We start from the raw sequence: 21,430 nt of genomic DNA on the forward strand, positions 1-21,430 counted from the left end.
CCCACCACGCGGCCGATCACTTTCCGATATTGCCAATGCTGAGAAAACCGAGCAGGTCGTGCCTGGTAATCACGCCGACGGGTTTACCACCCTCGACGACCATGAGCGCATCAGTATCCGAAAGCGCCTTCGTCGCAGCGGAGATGGGCTCGCCTGAACCGATCAGCGGGAACGAGGGGCTCATGTGCTCGGCCACAGAATCGGTCAGGTGAGCCCGCCCTTCGAAGACTGCGGACAGCAGGTCGCGCTCGGACACACTGCCTGCGACCTCACCTGCCATCACCGGTGGCTCCGCGCCGACCACTGGCATCTGGGACACGCCGTACTCGCGCAAGATTTCGATCGCGTCGCGCAGTGTCTCCGACGGATGGGTGTGCACCAGGTCCGGCAACGCGCCGGATTTGCCGCGCAGCACATCACCGACCAATGGTTCGGCCGCGCCATCCAGTCGTTCCCGCAGGAATCCGTAAGAACTCATCCACTGGTCATTGAAGATCTTCGACAGATAGCCACGTCCGCCGTCGGGCAGCAGCACCACGATCACCGCATCCGGATCGCGCCGCGCCACTTCGATAGCCGCGACCACCGCCATGCCACACGAACCGCCGACCAACAGACCCTCCTCACGAGCCAGCCTGCGGGTCATATCGAAGGAGTCCGCATCGGACACCGCGATGATCTCGTCCGGCACGGCGGGATCGTAGGCGGACGGCCAGAAGTCCTCACCCACGCCCTCGACCAGATAAGGCCTGCCCGTGCCACCGGAGTACACCGATCCCTCCGGGTCGGCGCCGATGATCCGCACCTTCCCACCGGAGACCTCCTTGAGGTAGCGACCGGTGCCGGTGATGGTGCCACCGGTTCCGACACCCGCGATGAAGTGGGTGATCTTACCTTCGGTGTCGCGCCATATCTCTGGGCCAGTGGTCGCATAGTGACTGTCCGGACCACCGGGATTGGAGTACTGGTCGGGCTTCCACGCGCCATCGATCTCACGCACCAGACGATCGGAGACGCTGTAGTAGCTGTCCGGGTGCTCCGGCGGCACTGCGGTCGGGCACACCACGACTTCGGCGCCATAGGCGCGCAACACATTGCGCTTGTCCTCGCTGACCTTGTCCGGGCAGACGAATACACACTGATAGCCGCGTCGCTGCGCGACCAATGCCAGTCCGACACCTGTATTGCCGGAGGTCGGCTCGATGATGGTGCCGCCAGGACGTAGCTGCCCAGATCTCTCGGCGGCGTCGATCATCTTCACCGCGATCCGATCTTTTGCACTGCCACCCGGGTTGAGATATTCGATCTTGGCCGCAACCAATCCTTCGTTCACCCCGACGACCGAGTTCAATCGAACCAGCGGCGTGTTGCCGATGAGATCCACGACATGATCCGCGATGCGCATGCCCCCATCGTTGCAGATGCGCTAACTGTGCGTTCGCGCACACCGCGCGTAGCCGGTCGGAGGTTACCGGTGTATCGCCGCCCGTCTGTTTAGGATCGCTGCCATGCAGCAGTCCGCCGTCACTCGCGCCGCGACCATTCTGGCAGGAACAGCGACAGCCCTCACAGTCGGATCCGCGGTACCAGCGGCAGCGGCGACCATCGAGTTTCCACAGGTGCCAACGATGGCCAACGGCGGACTGTGCTGGACCACTATCCGCACCTGGGCCGACACCAGTCCGGCATGGCCCGGCCGCGCCATACTCAACGTCCGCGCGCTCCCTGTATCGGGTATCGGACCGGGTGCCTACCCGCTGGCTCCGTTGTGTACGGTGCGCACGGTGGTCGCCTGGCGCAACGTCACCACGGGCACAACCGGCAGCTATGACAACACCGTGGTCACCGGGATCTACGGCAGCATCCAGTACGCGCTGTTCCAGGACACTGGCCCCGGCTTGGTCGAGGTCACCATCTCAACCGACGCAGCGAATATCCCAGCTCAAGGCTCCTTCGTGGTACCGGGCTGAGGCACAATCACGCAACTGTTTTCGCTACTGATCACAGTGCGGGGCGGAACAACCCATGCTTTGCGCACTCCGGGACGCGACGTAGATTCGATACAGACTCGCGAGTAACAAAGCGGGTCAGCCGAGATTGTCCGACAAAGGAGTCCTCAATGCCCGAGGCAGTCATCGTTTCGACCGCACGCTCCCCGATCGGCCGGGCCCGAAAGGGTTCGCTGGTCGACATGCGGTCTGACGATCTGACTACACAGGTTGTGCGCGCAGCGCTCGACAAAGTACCTGCCCTGGACCCGGCCCAGATCGATGACTTGATCCTGGGTTGCGGTTCACCAGGAGGCGAGCAGGGCTTCAATATCGCACGCATTGTCGCGGTGCAGCTCGGCTACGATTTCTTGCCCGGTCTCACTGTGCACCGTTACTGCGCATCGTCCCTGCAGACCACCCGGATGGCGCTCCACGCGATCAAGGCAAGCGAAGGCGATGTATTCGTCTCCGCTGGCGTGGAAAGCGTGTCGCGCTATGCGAACGGTTCTGCCGACAGCTGGCCGAACACGCAGAACCCCCTGTTCGCCGCAGCACAAGAGCGCACCGCGAAGATCGCTGAGAGCGGTGGGGTCGTCTGGCACGACCCGCGCGAAGACGGCCTGCTTCCCGATGCCTACATCGCGATGGGGCAGACAGCCGAGAACGTCGCGTCATTGACCGGCATCACCCGCGAAGAGCAGGACCGTTGGGGCGTTCGTTCGCAGAACCGCGCCGAGGAGGCTATCAAGAACGGTTTCTTCGAACGGGAGATCACTCCGGTCACGCTGCCGGATGGCACCGTGGTCAGCACAGACGACGGTCCGCGCGCCGGGGTCACCTACGAGGCAGTCGCCGGGCTGAAACCAGTTTTCCGTCCGGACGGGACGGTCACGGCAGGCAACTGCTGCCCGCTCAACGACGGGGCGGCGGCGTTGGTCATCATGAGCGACACCAAAGCCGCGGAGCTGGGCCTGTCCCCGCTGGCGCGCATCGTATCCACCGGCGTCTCCGGTCTGTCGCCGGAGATCATGGGCCTCGGCCCGATCGAGGCATGCAAGCGCGCCCTGGCGTTGGCGGGCAAGACCATCGATGACATCGATCTGGTCGAGATCAACGAAGCGTTCGCGGTGCAGGTGCTCGGATCGGCTCGCGAGCTGAAGATCGACGAGGACAAGCTGAACGTCTCTGGCGGCGCGATCGCATTGGGGCACCCGTTCGGTATGACCGGCGCCCGGATCACCACCACACTGATCAACAACCTGCAGACCCACGACAAGCAGTTCGGTCTGGAGACCATGTGCGTCGGTGGTGGACAAGGCATGGCGATGGTCATCGAACGCCTGAGCTGAGACACCACAGGGCGGTCGCCGGAACTCCAGCGACCGCCCTGTGGCTGTGCGGCTAGTCGTTCTGGAAGTAGCTCAGCAGCCGCAGGATCTCGATGTACAGCCACACCAGGGTGACGGTGAGACCGAGTGCGACACCCCAGGCCGCCCGCTCGGGTGCCTGCGCACGGATCAACTGATCGGCGGCATCGAAGTCGAGCAGGAAGCTGAACGCGGCGATGGCGATGACCACCAGGCTGAAGATGATCGCCAGCGGACCACCGTCACGCAGGCCCAGACCGCCGGAGATGAAGAAGCTGGCGATCAGATTGCCCAACATGAGTACCAGGACGCCGATCATGGCGCCGCCGATGATCCTGGTGAACCTCGGTGTCACCCGAATCGCGCCGGTCTTGTAGACCACCAGCATACCCGCGAAGACACCGAATGTGCCGAGCACCGCCTGACCGATCAGCGCACTGCCACCGGCCCCGCCGAAAGCGACATTGGTGAACATGAACGACAGCGCACCGAGGAAAAGCCCCTCAGCGACCGCGTAGGACAACACCAGCGCCGGGTTGTCCATCTTGTTGCCGAAGGTCGCGACCAGCACCAGCACCAGACCGACCAGTCCGCCGCCGATCACGAACAACGGAGCGAGTGAAGTGTTGGCGTTGGTGAGACCATAGGAGACGATCGCGGACACAGCGAGCACCGCGAGGGTGATGCCCGTCTTGGTCACCACATCGTCGATGGTCATCGCTCTGGTGGTCGCGGGCGCCTGCGGATAGGACTGCTGGTACTGCGGATGCTGGGAGTACTGGTTGCCGAACTGTCCCGCGGAGGCCACACCGGATCCGAAGCCGGCGTATCCACCGCCTTCCTGCTTGGGCAGGTTCCTGAAAACCGGATTGCTCGTGGTACGCAAAACACGCCTCCTGTCGTCTCGACTCCCGTGGATGCTACCGCCGTCGAATCATCTGGTCAGCATGCCATGAGGACCGTTATGTCTAAATTCAACGCACAGTGGGCCACTGTTGGTTCCCGATCCGCGGGCCCCTGTGCCCTTACCTTGGGCCACGCAGACCACATACGGACCGAATCACCGTGAATTTCCGATTGCGGCCGATCACTTCGGTCCGGCCCACCATCCGATCGACCACGGCCCGGTAGTTGAGATGCGAATTGTACACAGTCCACAACTCTCCGCCGGGACGTAACACTCGCCCGGTCTCGGCGAACATCTTGATCGCCGATCCGGTGTGCACCGCCGCGCCGACGTGGAACGGCGGATTGCACAAAACCAGATCGGCGCTGTTGTCCGCGGCCGAGGACATCGCGTCATCACGTACGACGGCCACCCGGTCGGCGACCTGGTTCGCCTCGGCGGTAGCCCGAGCCGACGCTACCGCGGCGGCGGATTGGTCGGTGGCGACCACAGTGATCCCAGGCCGTGCCGTAGCCAATGCCACAGCCAGGATGCCGGTGCCGCAACCGAGGTCGATGGCGTCACGAGCATCCGGCTTCATCAGTTTCAGATACTGGAGCAGGAATCTGGTTCCGATATCCAGACGGGCGCCAGAGAAGGCCGCACCGTGCGCGACGATCTCCAGTTCTAGTTCGTCGATCCGCTCGCGCCTCGGGAAAGACAATTCACCGGCGGGTTTGGCCCCGAATACCAACAGCGCACGCGATTTCTGTTTGCCCCGGCTAGCACGTACTTCGGAGAAAGATTGCGCCAGTATGTCATTCATCGACTTGGTCAGATACTTGTCCCGACCGCCTGCGAACACCTCGACCCCCGGATCGGCATAGCGGGCGACAGCATCGGCAATCTCGGCCAGACCGGCTAACGCGCGGGGCATGCGAAGCAACACCACCCGAGCGTCACTGAGCAACTCCCGGCCGAGTGGATGCGCGGTATAGCATTCCGAAAGACCGGCCGCGCGAGCATTGTTCGCGAGAGCTAGCTCGCCGGTGAGCAGATCCTGATGTACCCGGACGTCGCGTAGCTCATGCCCCGCGATAGCGCCCAGAGTCAGCGCACCATAGTTGTCACCGATTACGGTTACTTTCCCGCTGTCAGCGGCCGCCACGGCGTCGGTGGCGACTTCGAGAATCAGCCGATCAGCGGCATCCACCGCGTAGAGGTTCGGCGCCTCCACATCCGGGTACCGTCGCAGCCGGCCGAGTATGTCGTCGACATCTCCCACACCTCAAGTGTGCTAAATCGTTGCCCTGCGGTCACGCCCGCCCCGCCTGGTCAACTGCGGCACAGTTTCCGGCAGCACGACTTTTCTCGTGAAGCGCACCGGCACAAGGGATTCACGGGTACTCGCCCAGCTACCGCTACGGCATATTTCGGACTATCGACCGGTAATGACCTGCGCATGAGCGGATATCCGGTTATGCCGGTCGCAGGCCTGCGGCATTATCGGTACCTAGAGGACAATCCGAAGACGAACGAAGCGCAACGATCTCCGGTTACACCCTCCGTCGCTGTCTGCTGAGTAGCATCAGCCCATGCGCAATTGGATGGTGCTGATCGTCGCGGTCACGACGGTACTGCTCTCGGGCTGCGGCAACAGAGATTCACCCTCAGAGACTCCTGGCACCTCACTCGTCGGTTCATCCGCCCTGGCGGCACCTGATCGTGGGCAGGACTCCTCTCCCAAACAGAGCACAGCCTCTAATGCCGCCGCGCTCACAGTCACCGATATCCGACTGGAACGCGGGCCGAGCGCTGATCGTGTGGTCTATCACCTCGGTGGGGACGGCGCACCCGGTTGGATCGTGCAATACACCGACCGCGCCACACGGGACGGCAGAGGCGATCTCGTCGACGTGCCCGGCCAATCGGTCCTCGAAGTGCGTATCCTCGGTTCGGCCTACCCCTTCGACAGTGGCGTGGCGCCGTACGCAGGCCCGGATCCGGTGCACAACCCCGCGGTACCCGGCATCGTCGGCGTCTACGGGAGTACGGTGTTCGAAGGCACCACCCAATCATTCGTCGGCGTGCAGGCTGATCACCCGGCCTTCACCGTGCACACCTTGTCCAACCCGACCCGGCTCGTAGTGGACATCACCCGCCCTTGACAAGGAGCGCCTATGTTCATCGCTCGAACCCGCCTGCTCCTCGTCCTGGCCGCAGTCACCACTCTGAGCCTTGCCGGGTGTGGCTATGTCGATACCGGTCATGACACCGCGCACGATGGCTCGGTAGGTATGGCGACCACCGCGGGCACACCGAGGCGCATCGCGCACAACGATGCCGACGTGACGTTCTTGCGCACGATGTACCCGCATCATGCGCAATCTATCGACATGGCCAGGCTGGCGCCGAACCACACCGACAATCGGCGACTACTCGCGCTCGCCACAACGATCGAGCAAGCGCAGGCACCGGAAATGCAGGAGTTCACCGCCATGCTGCAAAGCTTCGGCGAACCCGCCCCGACGACGAGCGAAGAGCACGCGAACCGCCAGGTGCCCGGCATGTTGTCCACAGAGCAGATGGCGGCCCTGCGAGCCGCATCGGGTCCGGATTTCGACCGCCAGTGGCTGACCATGATGACCGAACACCACAACGGCGCCATCGCCATGGCCGAGACCGAACTCTCCGCAGGGTTGAACCACAAAGCAAAGGCGCTGGCCCGCTCGATCATCGAGATCCAGCAAACGGAGATCGGTCAGATGCGCGCCATGCTCCGCCAGAGCTGATTGCGCGAACGCCTGCGCTGTCGCCCGAGCACCCTGCGCTGTCGCCCGAGCACCCTGCGCTGTCGCCCGAGCACAATGAATACAACACCGATCAGTACGAAGACCGCAGTGATCACGGCAGCTGCGACAGCGGCACAATCGAGCCCTCGCGCCACAAGCACTGCCGCGACGATCGCGAGCACTGCCGCGACGAACAGCAGTCCGTACCCCGGCCAGTTCCTGGTATCCGCCAGCACCGCCCCCTGCTGGGCACCAGAGTCACGCGCGACGTCTGGAGCCCCATCGAGTGGAGGTATCTCCCACGGCTGGTCATCCGCTGTCATGGTGCTCCTCATTCCTCGAACTGGCAGCTGAGCCCGAGCCTGTTGCGAGGAGGATGCCCGGATCGACTTTGTCGAAACGCTAGTGTGGATACAACGCTCGGATCCGCTGCCTCCGATTTCCCGGCAGCTGAGCTTGATGTTCGACAGCCTCGAGATTCCATGCATATCGTGGACTCATCGGTACTGAAAGACTCATCGGTACTGAAAGGAGCCTACTCATGTCCCGCATCGCCGTGGTAACCGGGGCTTCATCCGGAATAGGAAAGGCCACGGCCGTCAAGCTCGCCGAGCGTGGGTATCGAGTGATCGGGACCAGTCCGGATCTCGACACGATCCCCACTGACGCCGAAGTCGCCGGAGTCGAGTACCGAGCACTCGATCTGACCGACAAAGCATCGATCGAGATGTTCCTCACCGGGATCGACCAGGTCGACATACTGGTCAACAATGCGGGCGAAAGCCAGGCCGGGCCACTGGCCGAACTGCCAGGCGACGCGATCGAGCGGCTGTTCCAGCTGAATGTGCTCGGCCCGATCACCCTGACTCGAGCATTTCTACCTCATATGCGGGAACGCGGGTACGGGCGAGTGGTGATGGTGGGCTCCATGCTCGCAAGCTTCCCGATGCCCTACCGCTCCTCCTATGCCGCAACCAAGGCGGCGCTACGCAATTTCGCGATCGCCGCACGCTTCGAGGAATCGCCCTTCGGGGTATGGCTCACCGCAGTCGAACCGGGCCAGACCAACACCGGCCTTTGGGGACGGCGGAAGCGATACCTCACTGAAGGGTCCATTCACACCACTGATTTCAATACCTTCATGGCGGTACTCGATGCGAAGCAGATCAAAGGCATCACCCCGGAGAAAGTCGCCGCTCTCATTGTCAAAGCGATCGAAGCCCACCGACCCCGCCCTCTGTACGCCGTCGGCGACAACGCCCCCATCTTGTTCGCCCTCCGCAGGCTACTGCCTCGCACGAGCATGGAACGTTTGATCGCCCGAAACCATGGCCTTTCCCGCTGAGGCGCCCCGCCGATAGGACAGAAACGCCGAGACGGTCTTCCAGGGCGCTCTACGTGCTTTCCGGAGTGCCCCCAGTCGGACTCGAACCGACACTTGGCGGATTTTAAGTCCGCTGCCTCTGCCAATTGGGCTATGGGGGCGCCGGGACAGCTTACCGAACCATAGAAATGTACCGAAATCCCGGCGGCTCATCGGATTAGCGCTGCCCCGGTCGTTGCCGGGGCAGCGGGCTCGTACAGAACTTACGCTAGGCGTCGCTACCGGTCACAACAGATCCTGTCGATCGAGGCTTGGTCACGGCTGCGGCGCGGCATGATTCGGCTGTTGCCCGACTACGCCGAGTTCACCGTGCTCGACAAGACTGAGCACAAGGACGTGGTCGCACGCATGGTCACCGAACGGAATGCGCCCGGCTAGGCAGCTTGGGTTTTCCGGAGCACGGAATTGCGCCGAGAATAAGTGGAATAGACTAGAATCCCGATCGCCATCCACGCCAGGAACCGCAACCAGGTCTCCACCGACAGATTCAGCATCAGCCACAGGCAGGCTAGCAGCGCGAGCAGGGGAAGCAGCGGAACAAACGGAACGCGGAACCCGCGCGGCAGGTCGGGGCGGGTACGACGCAGGATGAGCACGCCGACCGCAACCAGTGAAAACGCGAACAATGTCCCGATGTTGACCATCTCTTCCAGCTTGCCGAAATCGACGAAGCCCGCCAGCGCCGCGCACACCACACCTACGAGTGCGGTGATCCGGACCGGTGTGCCCTGCTTGCTGGTGCGGGCGAGCCGGCGTGGCACCAAGCCGTCGCGGGCCATCGCGAACAGCACGCGGGTCTGCCCGAGGTACAGCACCATCACCACTGTGGTGAGCCCGAAGAGAGCACCGATCGAGATAATGTTCTTCGCCCAAGTATCTCCGTGGATCGCGAAAGCAGTCGCCAATGTGGCGTCCTTACCGGCCAGCTCTTTGTAGGACACCATGCCGGTGAGCACGAACGACACCGCGACATAGAGAATAGTGACGATGAGCAGCGAGCCGAGGATGCCGCGCGACATCGCGCGCTGCGGATTCTTGGTCTCCTCTGCCGCCGTGGCGACAACATCGAAACCGATGAACGCGAAGAACACCAGGCTGGCCGCCGCGAGCAAGCCATACCAGCCGTAGGTGCTGTTCCCCGCGCCGGTCAGATAGGAGAACAGCGACTGCCGCAGGCCCTCGCCATGCGTACCCGGCTCGGACGGCGGGATGTACGGCGAGAGGTTCGAAGTCTTGAAGTAAGTGAGGCCGACGACGATGACCAACGCGATCACGCCGAGCTTGATGGCCACCGCCACCGCCGACACCCGCGAGGACACCTTGGTGCCGGTCGCGAGCAGTACGCCGAGCACCATGATGAGCGCCACCGCGCCCCAGTCGAAAGTCACTGAGCCGAACAGCGTGATCGGTGCGGTGCCGAGCAGTTCCCCGAGATATTGCGACCATCCCTTGGCCACCACCGATACCGAGAGTGCGAACTCCAGGACCAGGTCCCAGCCGATAATCCAGGCGACCAGCTCTCCGAAGGTCGCATACGAGTACGTATACGCACTGCCAGCTACGGGCACGGTGGAGGCGAACTCGGCGTAGCAGAGCCCGGTCAATCCACAGGCGAGCGCGGCGAAAACGAAGGCGAGCGAAATAGAGGGACCTGAGATATCGCCCGCGGTCCTGGCGGTGAGCGTGAAGATACCCGCGCCGATCACGACTGCGACGCCGAAGATTGTGAGATCCCAGGCGGTCAGGTCCTTACGCAGTTTCGATCCGGGCTCGTCGGTGTCGCGGATCGACTGTTCGATGGTCTTGGTGCGGAATAAGCCGCCCAAGCGAGACGAAGCACCACCCGCCGTATCGGCTTGTGATCCGGGGTTCGTCACGTGCTCTCCTTCATTCGTGCTGTTGCGCGTCTGTTCTACGCCCAGGCAACCCAACAATGCGTATCAGCTATGAAATTGCTGATACGTAGCGTGGTTGTGCGACGATCAGCCCGCACACCCTACGGCAGTCCAGTTATACCGAAAAAACGGACTTATGCCCTGGATCATAGAACCTGGTCACAGTATCCGACGCCGAGGCTCCGGTATCAGCCGACTGAATACGAAGACAGGGACGCGGATGGTTTGCGTCTGACAAAACCGGGCATTCGATAATCGTCTGATAGACCAGTACGACAGACTCGTTCAGAAAGCTTTGTGCCGATGGTTCACGTGGCAGTCACCGCGCGCGCAGCGCCGGAGCAGGTCTTCGCCGTCTTGGCCGATGGATGGCTGTACTCGGCCTGGCTGGTCGGCACCGCACATGTTCGCGACGTGGATGACACCTGGCCTGCGGCAGGTTCCCGGCTGCACTACAGCGCCGGAGTATGGCCGTTCACAATGAAGGACACTGCCGAAGTAATCCTGGCAATACCACCGTATCGGCTCGAATGGGAGTCTACGATCAGGCCACTGGGCTCGACATTGATCCGCATCGGGCTCCAGGAGACACGGACGAGCGAAACCCATATCCGCATGTACGAACACGCGCGGCACGGGATCGGAATGGCGCTACCCCGGGTTCTCCAGGAAATACTTCTGGCGCCGCGCAACAAAGAATCGCTGTCCAGGCTCGCCGATCTCGCGGTCGGCAGAGAACGCTCAGACACAGCGCATACCGAAACGGATCCGGACCAGAGCGACGGTCCGCGCACGTGAGTACCCGCGAGAACGGGTCAGGCGATCGACAGGGCGATACCGTCGAGAATATCGTGTTCGCTGACCACCAGATCGGAAATCCCCGCACGGCGGGACAGTTCCTCCGCAAGTACCTCGGTGATGACCGCACCGCCGCCGATCACATCGACCCGGCCGGGATGTATCGGACCTAGAGCCGCGCGCTGGCCATGGTCCATAGCGATCAGCCGATCGCAGACCTCGTGCACCTGGTCCGAGCCGAGTCGGGTGAGGTGAACCTTCGCCGAATCGTATTCGGGGAGGTCGAGAGCTACCGCTGCGAGCGTGGTCATCGTGCCCGCCACACCGACCCAGGTACGCACTCCGTCCACGGGGACACGCGTGAATGCCTCGGCCAGCCGCTCTGTGGCGAAGGCGCGGGCGGTGGTGATCTGCTCGGCAGTCGGCGGATTGTCCACAAGACAACGCTCGGTGATCCGGACACAGCCGATATCGGCGGAGAACGCGGACCGCACTCCCGTGCTGTCGCCGAATACCAGCTCAGTCGACCCGCCGCCCAGATCCACTACTAAAAAGGGCCCTGCTGTGTCGGGCAGTTCGCCGATCGCCCCGGCAAAAGACAGACGCGCCTCCTCGTCACCACTGATCATCTCGGCTTCCGCCCCTACAACCACGGCTGCGAGTTCGGCGCGCGCCATGGCGAAGAACTCGTCCCGGTTGGCGGCGTCCCGGATAGCGGAAGTAGCCACCATCCGTACCCTGCCTACCCCTGTTTCCCGCATCAGCGCGACATAGTCGGCCAAGGCCGCGCGGGTGCGTTCGATCGCCTGCGGCGCAAGCGAACCGGTTGCGTCCACCCCTTGACCGAGACGGACGATACGCATCTCGCGACGCACGTCAGTCAGTCCGCCGTCCGCACGCACGTCGGCGATCAACAGGCGGATGGAGTTCGTGCCGCAGTCCACGGCAGCTACCCGGTCAGTCATAGCTAGTTCCAGTCTCTCGGAGCCGATGGGTGATGGGTCGGCCAGTCGGCGGGAATCGCGGTACCGCGCAGATCACGCTCGGCGGCCAGCGCCACTGCCTCGTCGCCAAGTGGATTCACCCCCGGTCCTTTGGCCAGTGCGTGCGCGATCAGAACGTGCAGACATTTGACCCGTTCCGGCATTCCACCGCCAGTGAAATCAGTGCCGAGCGATTCGATCGCATCGCGCTCGGCCAGATAACTCTCGTGCGCGGCGCGATAGGCGGCGGCCAGTTCCTGGTCGATGTCGAGCCGTTCGGTCATCGCACGCATCACACCCGCGGATTCTTGTCTGCTCGCCTCCGCGGTGAGCCGGGGATCGGTCAAATAATAGAGTGTGGGAAAGGGAGTACCGTCTGGTAACCGTGGCGCGGTCTTCACCACGGCGGGCAACCCGTCCGGAGTACGGTAGGCGATGGCGAGCACGCCGCGTGGTGCGCGGCCCAGCTGCTCGGCGATGATCGCGAGATCCTTGTCGGTCGGTGCGGTCACCTGGGTCCTTCCGATTCTTGCGGTGGCGACTCCGCAGTCGACGTCGGCTGCGGCTCGGAGATGCTGCGCCACAACTCGGTATACCAGGGTTCTGGTTGCCTGGCTTTAGTCGGCGCAGGAGACGGCGCAGGCGCCTCGATACCAGGTACCTGCACGATATAGGGCGTCTCGCCGGGCATAACCAAACGGAGCCGATCCCGCGCCTCAGTGCGGATATAGGCCGGATCCTGTTGCTGTGCACGACGATCACGCAACCGGGCCAGATCCTGCTCCAGATCCTGCCGCTGTTGCGCCAGACGAGCGGCCTCGGCACGCTGAGTGAAATATGTACGCATCGGCACCGAGAGGGTGAGCGCGAGTGCGCATACCACTATCGCGAAGATCACCGCCTTACCGGTGAGTGATCCGAGAATAGTGTGGTCGTTCTTACCGGTCGCGGGACGCGACACGGATTTGCGCGCACCAGGCTTCTTCTCCGTGGATTCCTGCCGCCGACGGCCACGCTTGATCGCGGGGTCGGCTGGACGGGCCCGCGCGGCACGCGAGGTGTGGCGGTCGCCTCGTCCGGCCGGGCTGGTCCCACGCACACGTCGCTCCGTCATATCATGCCTCTACGGTATCTGGTCCGCAGTGCTCCCAGGCCCTTCGTGTTCACGCGAACTACCGCCTCCTGGCCCATCGCCATCCCCGCGTGGGCCGGTGCCGTACGCAGCCCGCGCGGGGTGGATCTCACTCGTCGAACACGTAACGAGGGAAGGCGACTTCTCCGGCGTAGCGGGCCGAATCGCCTAGCGCGTCCTCGATACGCAGCAGCTGGTTGTACTTGGCGACACGCTCACTACGCGCAGGGGCACCGGTCTTGATCTGCCCGCTACCCACAGCGACAGCCAGATCGGCGATGGTGGTGTCCTCGGTCTCGCCGGAGCGGTGCGACATCATCGTCTTGTATCCGTTGCGATGCGCTAGCTCCACCGCGTCCAACGTCTCGGTGAGCGTGCCGATCTGGTTGACCTTCACCAGCAACGCATTGGCCGCGCCCTTGGCAATACCCTCTTCCAGACGTTCCGGATTGGTGACGAACAGGTCGTCGCCCACAAGCTGGATGCGATCGCCGATCTGATCGGTCAGGGTCACCCAGCCATCCCAGTCATCCTCCGAGAGCGGATCCTCGATGGACACCAGCGGGTAGCCGGTGAGCAATTCGGCATAGAATTGCGCCATCTCCTCGGCCGACCGTACAGCGCCCTCGAATGTGTAGCCACTGCCCGATGTGTAGAACTCGGTGGCCGCAACATCGAGCGCGAGCGCGACATCGCTACCCAGCTTCAGACCGGTCTTGGCGATAGCCGAGCTGATCAAGTCGAGCGCTTCCTTGGTGCCCGCCACATCGGGCGCGAAACCGCCCTCGTCCCCGAGGCCGGTGGACAGCCCTTTGGACTTCAGCACCGCTTTGAGCGCGTGGTACACCTCCGCACCCCAGCGCAGCGACTCCTTGAAAGTCGACGCACCGATCGGGGCGACCATGAACTCCTGGACATCGACACCGGTATCGGCGTGCGCACCGCCATTGAGGATGTTCATCATCGGAACCGGAAGCACGTGCGCGTTCGGGCCACCGAGGTAACGGAACAGTTCCAGGCCGGAGGACTCTGCCGCCGCCCTGGACACGGCCAACGAGACACCGAGCAGAGCATTGGCGCCGAGCCGGGACTTGTCCGGGGTACCGTCGAGGTCCAACAGCACCTGGTCGACACCGCGTTGTTCAACGGCGTCCAAGCCGATGACGGCGGGAGCGATCTCGTCCAGCACGCCTTCGACAGCCTTGCGCACGCCCTTGCCCCCGTAGCGCTCGCCACCGTCACGCAGTTCGACGGCCTCGTGTTCGCCGGTGGACGCGCCGGAAGGCACCGCCGCCCGGGTCAAGGTGCCGTCGTCGAGAGCGATCTCGACCTCGACGGTGGGGTTACCGCGCGAATCCAGGATCTCGCGAGCTCCGACCTGTTCGATGATGGCCACGAAAACGACACTCCTTCGGCTGCTGGCACGGTAGGTCTCACAGGGATAGCCGTGCGCTGCGAGCCTATCGCTCTCGCGGCACGGCGAGTAACCGGCACTCCGGAGAGCAATGGATCACATTCTGCGCCCGACGCTGTAGCCTGCGGCCCGGTCACGCACAGTGAGCAGATAGCTGTACGACTGGTTATAGGTGAGCACTGCCCGCTGCCAGCCCTGCGCGGAGGTGAGATCACCGCCGCTGGCACACAGGTAGCGCGCCGCGGTGAGCGCCGCATCATCGATGTTCTGCGGGTCGATCACCCCGTCTCCGTTGGCGTCGACCCCCCAACGCGCCCAGGTTTCCGGGATGAACTGCAGCGGGCCGACCGCCCGGTCGTGGACCGGATCACCATCGAGTGCGCCACTGTCGGTGTCCGCGATCAACGCCACCCCTGGCGAACCGTCCAGTGCGATACCGACGATCGGCGGGTGAACCGAACCGTCTGCGCCGACCACAGCACCACGGTAGGTGCCGTGTCTGCTCTCCACGCTGGCAATGCCCGCGAGCGTGGTCCACGCGACACCACAATGGGGTCGAGCCCTGGCCATCACGGCCGCCGCGTAACCATAGGCCTCCAACGCGACCAACGGAATACCCAGCTGATCGGCCTGCTCACCTGCCCAGTCACGCAACTGAACAGCGGTACGGCCAGGAGCATCCACATCGATAACGGGGACCGGAGTACCCGGGCCTGGCGGAATCCCCTCCGGGATCGGAGGGCGCTCGATCCCACAACCAGCGAGCCCGAGAACCACTACAGCGGTGGCCGAAATGACAGTCTTCTGCAACACACTTCCATGATCCAGATGACGACCGAACAGCAATCGCCCGTTCGCCCTGAAGAGACCTGCCGCGCTGACGAATTCCCGAGCAATACGTCACCAGGCGGGCATCTGCGGTCAGGACAAGAGCCGCGCTCATCGGTCGCCTTCCATTAGCGGACAACGAATTCGGGCCCACTTCGCCGAACTGGCTCTCAACCGATCGGTACGCTGACAATCCGGTAGCACGCACACATTCAGCCGGGCGCACCTGCTGATGCTGGGCGGCCTACGCAATCCGGATCTGGTACGAGAAACGTTCGGCTGTAACTGTTCCCACGCTGCGGAGCATGGCAAGAGCCGATCGGCAGGCAATTCGATACGATCCGGCGTATACCCCACTCGCCGCACGGTACGGCAGCGCAGCTAGGTGGCTCGAACGGGTGAACATCCGCATCCCGGAACGGCACTGCCGCACGGCGGAAGCCGATGAGAATAGAGTGGGCGAGTCCATCCGCCACGGCGCGGAAAGCGTACTGCTAGTCGGCGGGGTGTCCGAGCCGGGGCATCACACCAACCGCAAGACGAGCTTGCCGACATTCTCTCCACGGAACAGCATCTGCAAAGTGTCCGGAAAGTCGTCCACGCTGCCCTCGACCACATGTTCTTTGATCTTGACCTGGCCCGCGCGAATCCAGTCGGCGATCTCCTTGGCTGCCTGTGCGTAGCGATCGACGTAGTCGAAGACCACGAAGCCTTCCATCCGCGCGCGCCGTACCAGAAGCGACAGGTAGTTCGATGGGCCTTTGACCCGCGTCGGGTCGTTGTACTGACTGATCGCACCGCAGATCACCACGCGAGCGCGCATGGCAAGACGCCGGAGCGCCGCATCCAGGATGTCCCCGCCGACGTTGTCGAAGTAGACGTCGATGCCGTCCGGAACGAGCGTGCGCAACGCCTGCTCGACATCATCGACCCGGTAGTCGATCGCCGCGTCGAATCCGAGTTCGTCAGTGAGCAGCGCACACTTGTCCCGGCCCCCCGCGATCCCTACCACGCGGCAGCCCTTCACCTTCGCGATCTGACCGACTACAGTGCCGACCGCCCCTGCCGCGCCGGAGACCACGACGGTCTCTCCATCCTGCAACGCACCGACATCCAAGAGTCCGAAGTAGGCCGTCATACCGGGGATACCGAGAGCACCGAGATACGTCGACGGCGAGGCAAGTGAAATGTCGATCTTCGTAGCGCCGGCGCCGTCGGATACCACGTACTCCTGAACACCGAAAGCGCCGACGACATGATCACCTGGTCGGAAATCGGGGTGCTCGGAAGCGATGACCTCGACAACGGAACCTGCCCGCATCACCTCTCCGATCCGCACGGGCGGCAGATAAGAAGGACGGTCGTCCAGCCATCCGCGCATAGCAGGGTCCAGCGAAATAACGCGCGTCCGGCCTATGAAGCTGCCCGGCCCAGGCTCCTCGACGGGTACGGAGCGGTGTTCCCAATCATCAGGTTCGATGACACCCGTTGGACGTGCCGCCAGCAGGATCTGACGATTCATCGCGGACATAGCGCCTCCTGTCGGTCCGGCCCACGCCGTTCCCACCGGCGATTGTGGATCACGATCAGGACGGTGCGGGTACTGCTGAGCCGGGGTCATCTTCTGTTCTTCGGTGGCCACAGTAACGCAGTATCGCGGAAAACCCGACTTTCCTTCCGCCACCGGCTATCCCGGTCGGCTACCAGCTCTCCCTGGTGAGTGAGCACTATCCGCCAGCAGTGAGGTACTCGCCGTAGAACAACATGAGCCCGAAGACCGCGGATATCCCGGCAAGCAACCAGAATCGGATGATCACGGTGGCCTCGCTCCATCCGCCGAGTTCGAAAAGATGGTGGAACGGCGCCATCGTGAACAATCGGTGACGAGTGGTGCGAAACATGACGATCTGTAGCAGGACCGACCGGACGGCTGGAGTGCTGTCGGGAAACCACAGGGCCAGAATGCCGAACACGATCGCGGCGCCGAATTGGCCGATGCACTTCCCGGCCGAGGCCAACCCGAGGCTATGTCGCTTGCGCAGCTTGATGAAGTCGTCGAGGAATCCGACCGCGCCCAACGAGGTGGCCAACCCGAGGACGAGTAATCCGGAAGCGGATATGCCTGGGATGCCATAGCGGATACCGATCAGGTGCGCACCGAGATACTCGGCCCACATGCTGATCAGGATCAGCGATACCGCCCATAGTCGGGATACCACGCTCGGCCTGATGACTTCGCAGACCCGCGACGCGGATCTGCTGACCTGAATTCCTCTTGGCGAAGAACTTGATCAGCAATGGTGTCGACACGATCGAGACCGCCAACGCGATCGTCGCCGACATCAGGATATGCCTCATCCATGCCCCCTACACAGCCGACATCCGAACACGAGGCCGTCGACGTGTGCCATCTATGTGGTGCAAAGTAGCGTAATGGACCGTTTCCGGTCAGGATGCGCGGGGCTCGCGGCTATCACGGCAGCCATGCCGCTGGTCGCCTTCAGCGCTATCCGAGCGCTATCCAAGGACGCGCCGACCGGTGGACGCCCGCTCCCGATGCGTGACGAACCCTCATACATATGCGCATTTGCATATGTATTGTGGTGTTCGTAGTAGAACCACGAAGAGGAGCGGCCTGATGGGGCACGGACGAGGAGCGGCCTGATGGGGCACGGACGAGGAGCGGCCTGATGGGGCACGGACACAATCATGGGAGCGGACACGCCGGAGGACGACATCGCAGCAGACTAGCGCTGGCGTTCGTGCTCATCGCCGCATTCTTCATCGTCGAACTCGCCTTCGGGCTGCTCTCGGGCTCGCTCGCCCTCATCTCCGATGCCGGGCACATGGCCGCCGATGTCGTGACGCTGGTTGCGGCGCTGGCAGCCACCAGCATCGCGACCCGTAAGGACACAACGGGACGGCGTACCTACGGTTCCTACCGCGCGGAAGTCTTCGCCTCCGGGTTCGCGGTATTGACGATGCTCAGCGCATCCGCCTATATCGTGATCGGCGCGATCGGGCGCATCGGCAGCAAGCCAGAGATCGAGACCGGGCCGATGCTGATCGTCGGCGCACTCGGACTGGCGGTCAATATCGCCGCACTGCTCCTCCTACGCTCGGGTGCCTCTGAAAGCTTGAACGTCAAAGGCGCTTACCTCGAAGTGGTCGCCGATACCGCCGGATCCGTCGGGGTGGTGATGGCCGGCTGGCTGGTGATGATGACCGGAGATCCGGTGTGGGATACTGCGGTCGCCCTCGTGATCGGCGCCTTCGTCATCGTTCGCGCAGTCGTGCTCGGTCGCCAAGTTCTCGCAGTCCTGGGGCAGCACGTCCCGGAGGGTATGGACCTTGCCGCGATCGAAACCGACCTCATCGGCGTCGAAGGCGTGGTCTCGATCCACGACCTACACATCTGGACCCTTACCTCCGGTATGAACGTCGCCACCACCCACCTTGTCATCGCCGACGGGCACGACGCCCACACAGTCCTGACCGAGACCGCCAGTCGATTGCGCGAGGACTACGGTCTGGCCCACGCCACCATCCAGGTCGAGCCCGCAGATCACACCGGCTGCCACGAACTCGGTTGGTGACCGGCGCACGAGTCGGATACGACAGCCGGGCCGCGGCTGTCGCCCGCGCCGTTCTCAGCCCAGGTGCGCTGACAGCAGCCAGGCTGGTATGGACTTGCGGCCATTGCTCTCGTCCCGGATATCGGTGCCGAGAAACTCCTGGAGGACAGGGAGATCATTGGGGTCGTAGATGTGGATGCGAGCAGACTGGATCTCGTCGATCAGCCAGTACGCGTCCACCGCCTCGCGCAGTTCATCGGCCGTGACCGGATTGGCCTGACCTACGGGCACAGTGGCCTTGTCGAATACCAACACAAAGTAGGATGCGCCGGGCGCCGCGGCACGCACGATCGATTCCTGATAGCCCTGACGCCGTTCGACCGGCATCGAGTGGAACAGGGTGCTGTCGACGATGGTGCCGAAACGGCCGTCGTAACCAGTGAACGCGCTGATATCGGCGACCTCGAAACTGGCGTTGCTCAGGCCACGCTTAGCGGCCTCCGCGCGAGCGAGTTCGATCGCGGTCGGCGACTGATCCAGACCTACGGTCGTGAAACCCCGTTCGGCTAGGTAGAGCGATACCGCGGCCTCACCACAGCCCGCGTCGAGGACATCGCCGTGGAACTTGCCCGCCTCGATCAATGCGGCAATCTCCGGCTGTGGTTCGCCGATACTCCACGGCGGCCGGCTACCCAGTCCCATCTCGACGTCCTCGCCGCGATAGACGGATTCGAACCTCTCTGCAGGGGAAGGAGTTGTCATATCCAATAACTATCAATGGTGTTGGTGAATGTCGACGTAGCGCGCGGATGGCAGCCGATCAGCGGAGAAGGAACCCTCTTCCAGTGCCCGCTCGGCCGACGTGGGATGCCGTATGCTGATCCATTGGCGGACCTGTCCTCCTGGCCAGGTCACACGGCGGTGGGGCCCGCCATACCCGAACCGCGGCACCGGCCGCCGACGATCCCTACTCAATGCCATAGCCTGCCCCACCGAAGCCCGCCCCACCGAGCGGGAGCGGATGAGTAGGAGGGTGCTTTGTCGATGCCCGAACGGAAAGTTACCGGCAAGTCCGATCCGTTCGCGGTGCGACCCCGCCCGAAGCCATGGCGCGAGCAAACAACCATCGTCGCGGTTGTCTCCATCGGCGGCGCGATCGGCGCGACCGCACGGTACGCCGCCACACTCGCCTGGCCCACCCACAACGGCGCATTCCCGTGGTCGACACTGGCGGTCAACATCACCGGCTGCGCACTGATGGGCGTCGTCATGGTGCTGATCACCGACATCTGGACCGGACACCGGCTGCTGCGTCCGTTCCTCGGCACCGGCATTCTCGGCGGCTACACCACCTTCTCCAGCTACGCTGCCGACATCGGCCATCTCGTCGACAGCGGTCACGCCGCGACAGCCTCGGCATATCTCGTCGCGACCCCGGCCCTGGCGCTGGCTGCCACCTGGACAACCGCCGCCTGCACTCACCGCCTGCTCATCCGGAGGACATCATGACCCGGCTCACCGGACCCGCCCTGCGCCTGACGGTGTTCATCGGCGAAAGCGACACCTGGCACCACAAACCTCTGTACAGCGAGATCGTGCACCGCGCCCACCACGCAGGTCTCGCCGGAGCGAGCGTCTTGCGCGGCATTGAGGGATTCGGCGCATCCTCCCGAATCCACACCACCCGTCTGCTCTCGCTCAGCGAGGACCTGCCTGTCGCCATCATCATCGTCGATGCCACCGAGCGCATTCGCGCCTTCCTACCGCAACTCGACGAACTCGTCACCGAAGGCTTGGTCATCCTCGACGAAGTCGAAGTCATCCGTTATCTCGGTAGGCAGGACCACCAGCGATGACCTGGCTTTTCGTCATTATCGGCGCCATGATCGGCGCACCGGTGCGCTATCTCACCGACCGCTTCATACAAGGCCGTCGCGGCTCCACCCTTCCTTGGGGCACCTTCACCGTCAATCTCACCGGCAGCTTCCTCCTCGGCATCCTCACCGGCGCGGTGTCCACCGAAAGCACCCTGCATCTACTCATCGGCATCGGCCTATGCGGAGCTCTCACCAGCTACAGCACCTTCAGTTACGAAACCCTCCAGCTCGCAGGAGCAGGCGCCCGGCTGAGTGCTGCCGCCAACCTCATCGCCACTGTAGGCGCCGGTCTCGGCGCCTACTACGTCGGCACCGCCCTCGCCCACTCCATCTGGACCTGACTACTGTCACTGAATCCGGTGTCGCTGAATCCGGCCGGTACCCGGTGAGTGATCCTGTTTCCTGTCCGTTTCCCGGCGCCGTACACCGAATACTCATTTTCCCGCAAGCATGTCGTCACCAGGTGTGGGGAACCTGTTCGCCACCGGCGCTATGCTGGCAACGGAAC

General features: G+C 63.4%; 22 protein-coding genes, 1 tRNA gene and 1 pseudogene. 10 read left to right on the forward strand and 14 right to left on the reverse strand.

Going from position 1 to position 21,430, the window contains the following annotated elements; all coding sequences use genetic code 11:
* Nucleotides 1-16: 16 nt before the first annotated feature.
* Nucleotides 17-1,405, reverse strand: coding sequence for a cystathionine beta-synthase (locus ACX4ZE_RS07105; RefSeq protein WP_480272495.1), 1,389 nt, complete (start codon nucleotides 1,403-1,405; stop codon nucleotides 17-19).
* A gap of 103 nt (nucleotides 1,406-1,508) precedes the next feature.
* Between ACX4ZE_RS07105 and ACX4ZE_RS07110 the strand changes: the two genes are divergently transcribed.
* Together ACX4ZE_RS07110 and ACX4ZE_RS07115 are read left to right on the forward strand one after the other, a co-directional pair.
* Nucleotides 1,509-1,970: a hypothetical protein gene (locus ACX4ZE_RS07110; protein ID WP_480272496.1), complete on the forward strand. Its 462-nt coding sequence runs from the start codon at nucleotides 1,509-1,511 to the stop codon at nucleotides 1,968-1,970.
* Between the two features lie 149 nt (nucleotides 1,971-2,119).
* Nucleotides 2,120-3,340 carry an acetyl-CoA C-acetyltransferase gene (locus tag ACX4ZE_RS07115; protein ID WP_480272497.1) on the forward strand — a complete coding sequence of 407 codons (1,221 nt, stop codon included), beginning with the start codon at nucleotides 2,120-2,122 and terminating at the stop codon, nucleotides 3,338-3,340.
* Between the two features lie 52 nt (nucleotides 3,341-3,392).
* Here ACX4ZE_RS07115 and ACX4ZE_RS07120 read toward each other — a convergent pair whose 3' ends face one another.
* Together ACX4ZE_RS07120 and ACX4ZE_RS07125 are read right to left on the reverse strand one after the other, a co-directional pair.
* Nucleotides 3,393-4,244: a Bax inhibitor-1/YccA family protein gene (locus ACX4ZE_RS07120; RefSeq protein WP_480272498.1), complete on the reverse strand. Its 852-nt coding sequence runs from the start codon at nucleotides 4,242-4,244 to the stop codon at nucleotides 3,393-3,395.
* A gap of 139 nt (nucleotides 4,245-4,383) precedes the next feature.
* Nucleotides 4,384-5,529 carry a class I SAM-dependent methyltransferase gene (locus ACX4ZE_RS07125; protein WP_480272499.1) on the reverse strand — a complete coding sequence of 382 codons (1,146 nt, stop codon included), beginning with the start codon at nucleotides 5,527-5,529 and terminating at the stop codon, nucleotides 4,384-4,386.
* 310 nt (nucleotides 5,530-5,839) lie between these two features.
* On the opposite strand from ACX4ZE_RS07125, the gene ACX4ZE_RS07130 reads away from it, so the two are divergent.
* Nucleotides 5,840-6,412: an AMIN-like domain-containing (lipo)protein gene (locus tag ACX4ZE_RS07130; RefSeq protein ID WP_480272500.1), complete on the forward strand. Its 573-nt coding sequence runs from the start codon at nucleotides 5,840-5,842 to the stop codon at nucleotides 6,410-6,412.
* A gap of 12 nt (nucleotides 6,413-6,424) precedes the next feature.
* Complete coding sequence (locus tag ACX4ZE_RS07135) at nucleotides 6,425-7,036, forward strand: DUF305 domain-containing protein (RefSeq protein WP_480272501.1); 612 nt, start codon at nucleotides 6,425-6,427, stop codon at nucleotides 7,034-7,036.
* Here ACX4ZE_RS07135 and ACX4ZE_RS07140 read toward each other — a convergent pair.
* A complete protein-coding gene (locus tag ACX4ZE_RS07140) occupies nucleotides 7,006-7,359 on the reverse strand; it encodes a hypothetical protein (protein ID WP_480272502.1) in 354 nt (117 codons plus the stop codon). The genes ACX4ZE_RS07135 and ACX4ZE_RS07140 overlap by 31 nt on opposite strands.
* A gap of 218 nt (nucleotides 7,360-7,577) precedes the next feature.
* On the opposite strand from ACX4ZE_RS07140, the gene ACX4ZE_RS07145 reads away from it, so the two are divergent.
* Entirely contained in the window at nucleotides 7,578-8,381 is an 804-nt protein-coding gene (locus tag ACX4ZE_RS07145) for an SDR family oxidoreductase (protein WP_480272503.1), read from the forward strand.
* A 66-nt stretch (nucleotides 8,382-8,447) separates the two neighbouring features.
* On the opposite strand, the gene ACX4ZE_RS07150 is transcribed toward ACX4ZE_RS07145, so the two are convergent.
* A tRNA-Leu gene (locus ACX4ZE_RS07150) sits at nucleotides 8,448-8,521 on the reverse strand.
* Between the two features lie 273 nt (nucleotides 8,522-8,794).
* On the reverse strand, nucleotides 8,795-10,297 hold the full coding sequence (locus ACX4ZE_RS07155; RefSeq protein WP_480272504.1) for an amino acid permease: 1,503 nt from the start codon (nucleotides 10,295-10,297) through the stop codon (nucleotides 8,795-8,797).
* 321 nt (nucleotides 10,298-10,618) lie between these two features.
* Between ACX4ZE_RS07155 and ACX4ZE_RS07160 the strand changes: the two genes are divergently transcribed.
* Complete coding sequence (locus ACX4ZE_RS07160) at nucleotides 10,619-11,113, forward strand: SRPBCC family protein (protein WP_480272505.1); 495 nt, start codon at nucleotides 10,619-10,621, stop codon at nucleotides 11,111-11,113.
* A 17-nt stretch (nucleotides 11,114-11,130) separates the two neighbouring features.
* On the opposite strand, the gene ACX4ZE_RS07165 is transcribed toward ACX4ZE_RS07160, so the two are convergent.
* The 7 genes and pseudogenes from ACX4ZE_RS07165 to ACX4ZE_RS07195 form a co-directional block, all read right to left on the reverse strand.
* Nucleotides 11,131-12,078, reverse strand: a complete 948-nt coding sequence (locus ACX4ZE_RS07165) for a Ppx/GppA phosphatase family protein (protein WP_480272506.1) — start codon at nucleotides 12,076-12,078, stop codon at nucleotides 11,131-11,133.
* A gap of 2 nt (nucleotides 12,079-12,080) precedes the next feature.
* On the reverse strand, nucleotides 12,081-12,608 hold the full coding sequence (locus tag ACX4ZE_RS07170) for a DUF501 domain-containing protein (protein WP_480272507.1): 528 nt from the start codon (nucleotides 12,606-12,608) through the stop codon (nucleotides 12,081-12,083).
* Entirely contained in the window at nucleotides 12,605-13,210 is a 606-nt protein-coding gene (locus tag ACX4ZE_RS07175; protein WP_480272508.1) for an FtsB family cell division protein, read from the reverse strand. Before ACX4ZE_RS07175 ends, ACX4ZE_RS07170 begins: the two co-directional genes overlap by 4 nt.
* Before the next feature lie 127 nt (nucleotides 13,211-13,337).
* Nucleotides 13,338-14,624, reverse strand: a complete 1,287-nt coding sequence (eno, locus tag ACX4ZE_RS07180; protein WP_480272509.1) for a phosphopyruvate hydratase — start codon at nucleotides 14,622-14,624, stop codon at nucleotides 13,338-13,340.
* A 114-nt stretch (nucleotides 14,625-14,738) separates the two neighbouring features.
* A complete protein-coding gene (locus tag ACX4ZE_RS07185) occupies nucleotides 14,739-15,455 on the reverse strand; it encodes a lytic transglycosylase domain-containing protein (RefSeq protein WP_480272510.1) in 717 nt (238 codons plus the stop codon).
* 538 nt (nucleotides 15,456-15,993) lie between these two features.
* Complete coding sequence (locus ACX4ZE_RS07190) at nucleotides 15,994-17,001, reverse strand: NADP-dependent oxidoreductase (RefSeq protein ID WP_480272511.1); 1,008 nt, start codon at nucleotides 16,999-17,001, stop codon at nucleotides 15,994-15,996.
* Between the two features lie 415 nt (nucleotides 17,002-17,416).
* A pseudogene (locus tag ACX4ZE_RS07195) lies at nucleotides 17,417-17,828 on the reverse strand (phospho-N-acetylmuramoyl-pentapeptide-transferase); the annotation flags it as partial.
* A gap of 332 nt (nucleotides 17,829-18,160) precedes the next feature.
* On the opposite strand from ACX4ZE_RS07195, the gene ACX4ZE_RS07200 reads away from it, so the two are divergent.
* On the forward strand, nucleotides 18,161-19,066 hold the full coding sequence (locus ACX4ZE_RS07200) for a cation diffusion facilitator family transporter (RefSeq protein ID WP_480272512.1): 906 nt from the start codon (nucleotides 18,161-18,163) through the stop codon (nucleotides 19,064-19,066).
* 54 nt (nucleotides 19,067-19,120) lie between these two features.
* On the opposite strand, the gene ACX4ZE_RS07205 is transcribed toward ACX4ZE_RS07200, so the two are convergent.
* Nucleotides 19,121-19,807, reverse strand: coding sequence for a class I SAM-dependent methyltransferase (locus tag ACX4ZE_RS07205; RefSeq protein ID WP_480272513.1), 687 nt, complete (start codon nucleotides 19,805-19,807; stop codon nucleotides 19,121-19,123).
* A gap of 282 nt (nucleotides 19,808-20,089) precedes the next feature.
* Here ACX4ZE_RS07205 and ACX4ZE_RS07210 point away from each other — a divergent pair, with 282 nt between their 5' ends.
* From ACX4ZE_RS07210 to crcB, 3 genes are read left to right on the forward strand one after another with little or no spacing between them, the layout of a single operon-like run.
* Nucleotides 20,090-20,554 carry a fluoride efflux transporter FluC gene (locus tag ACX4ZE_RS07210; RefSeq protein ID WP_480272514.1) on the forward strand — a complete coding sequence of 155 codons (465 nt, stop codon included), beginning with the start codon at nucleotides 20,090-20,092 and terminating at the stop codon, nucleotides 20,552-20,554.
* Nucleotides 20,551-20,901 carry a DUF190 domain-containing protein gene (locus ACX4ZE_RS07215; RefSeq protein WP_480272515.1) on the forward strand — a complete coding sequence of 117 codons (351 nt, stop codon included), beginning with the start codon at nucleotides 20,551-20,553 and terminating at the stop codon, nucleotides 20,899-20,901. Before ACX4ZE_RS07210 ends, ACX4ZE_RS07215 begins: the two co-directional genes overlap by 4 nt.
* On the forward strand, nucleotides 20,898-21,263 hold the full coding sequence (gene crcB, locus ACX4ZE_RS07220; protein ID WP_480272516.1) for a fluoride efflux transporter CrcB: 366 nt from the start codon (nucleotides 20,898-20,900) through the stop codon (nucleotides 21,261-21,263). Before ACX4ZE_RS07215 ends, crcB begins: the two co-directional genes overlap by 4 nt.
* The last annotated feature ends 167 nt before the right edge of the window (nucleotides 21,264-21,430 follow it).

This window comes from Nocardia sp. TBRC8007, assembly GCF_056629435.1.

What these genes read in the sequence shown, in the direction of transcription:
- ACX4ZE_RS07205 (WP_480272513.1), bottom strand. Translation starts at nt 19,807, where the DNA reads ATGACAACTCCTTCCCCTGCAGAGAGGTTCGAATCCGTCTATCGCGGC.
- ACX4ZE_RS07190 (WP_480272511.1), bottom strand. Translation starts at nt 17,001, where the DNA reads ATGTCCGCGATGAATCGTCAGATCCTGCTGGCGGCACGTCCAACGGGT.
- ACX4ZE_RS07145 (WP_480272503.1), top strand. Translation starts at nt 7,578, where the DNA reads ATGTCCCGCATCGCCGTGGTAACCGGGGCTTCATCCGGAATAGGAAAG.
- ACX4ZE_RS07130 (WP_480272500.1), top strand. Translation starts at nt 5,840, where the DNA reads ATGCGCAATTGGATGGTGCTGATCGTCGCGGTCACGACGGTACTGCTC.
- crcB (WP_480272516.1), top strand. Translation starts at nt 20,898, where the DNA reads ATGACCTGGCTTTTCGTCATTATCGGCGCCATGATCGGCGCACCGGTG.
- ACX4ZE_RS07200 (WP_480272512.1), top strand. Translation starts at nt 18,161, where the DNA reads ATGGGGCACGGACACAATCATGGGAGCGGACACGCCGGAGGACGACAT.
- ACX4ZE_RS07105 (WP_480272495.1), bottom strand. Translation starts at nt 1,405, where the DNA reads ATGCGCATCGCGGATCATGTCGTGGATCTCATCGGCAACACGCCGCTG.
- ACX4ZE_RS07175 (WP_480272508.1), bottom strand. Translation starts at nt 13,210, where the DNA reads ATGACGGAGCGACGTGTGCGTGGGACCAGCCCGGCCGGACGAGGCGAC.
- ACX4ZE_RS07215 (WP_480272515.1), top strand. Translation starts at nt 20,551, where the DNA reads ATGACCCGGCTCACCGGACCCGCCCTGCGCCTGACGGTGTTCATCGGC.
- ACX4ZE_RS07115 (WP_480272497.1), top strand. Translation starts at nt 2,120, where the DNA reads ATGCCCGAGGCAGTCATCGTTTCGACCGCACGCTCCCCGATCGGCCGG.
- ACX4ZE_RS07210 (WP_480272514.1), top strand. Translation starts at nt 20,090, where the DNA reads ATGCCCGAACGGAAAGTTACCGGCAAGTCCGATCCGTTCGCGGTGCGA.
- ACX4ZE_RS07165 (WP_480272506.1), bottom strand. Translation starts at nt 12,078, where the DNA reads ATGACTGACCGGGTAGCTGCCGTGGACTGCGGCACGAACTCCATCCGC.
- ACX4ZE_RS07110 (WP_480272496.1), top strand. Translation starts at nt 1,509, where the DNA reads ATGCAGCAGTCCGCCGTCACTCGCGCCGCGACCATTCTGGCAGGAACA.
- ACX4ZE_RS07135 (WP_480272501.1), top strand. Translation starts at nt 6,425, where the DNA reads ATGTTCATCGCTCGAACCCGCCTGCTCCTCGTCCTGGCCGCAGTCACC.
- ACX4ZE_RS07160 (WP_480272505.1), top strand. Translation starts at nt 10,619, where the DNA reads ATGGTTCACGTGGCAGTCACCGCGCGCGCAGCGCCGGAGCAGGTCTTC.
- ACX4ZE_RS07140 (WP_480272502.1), bottom strand. Translation starts at nt 7,359, where the DNA reads ATGACAGCGGATGACCAGCCGTGGGAGATACCTCCACTCGATGGGGCT.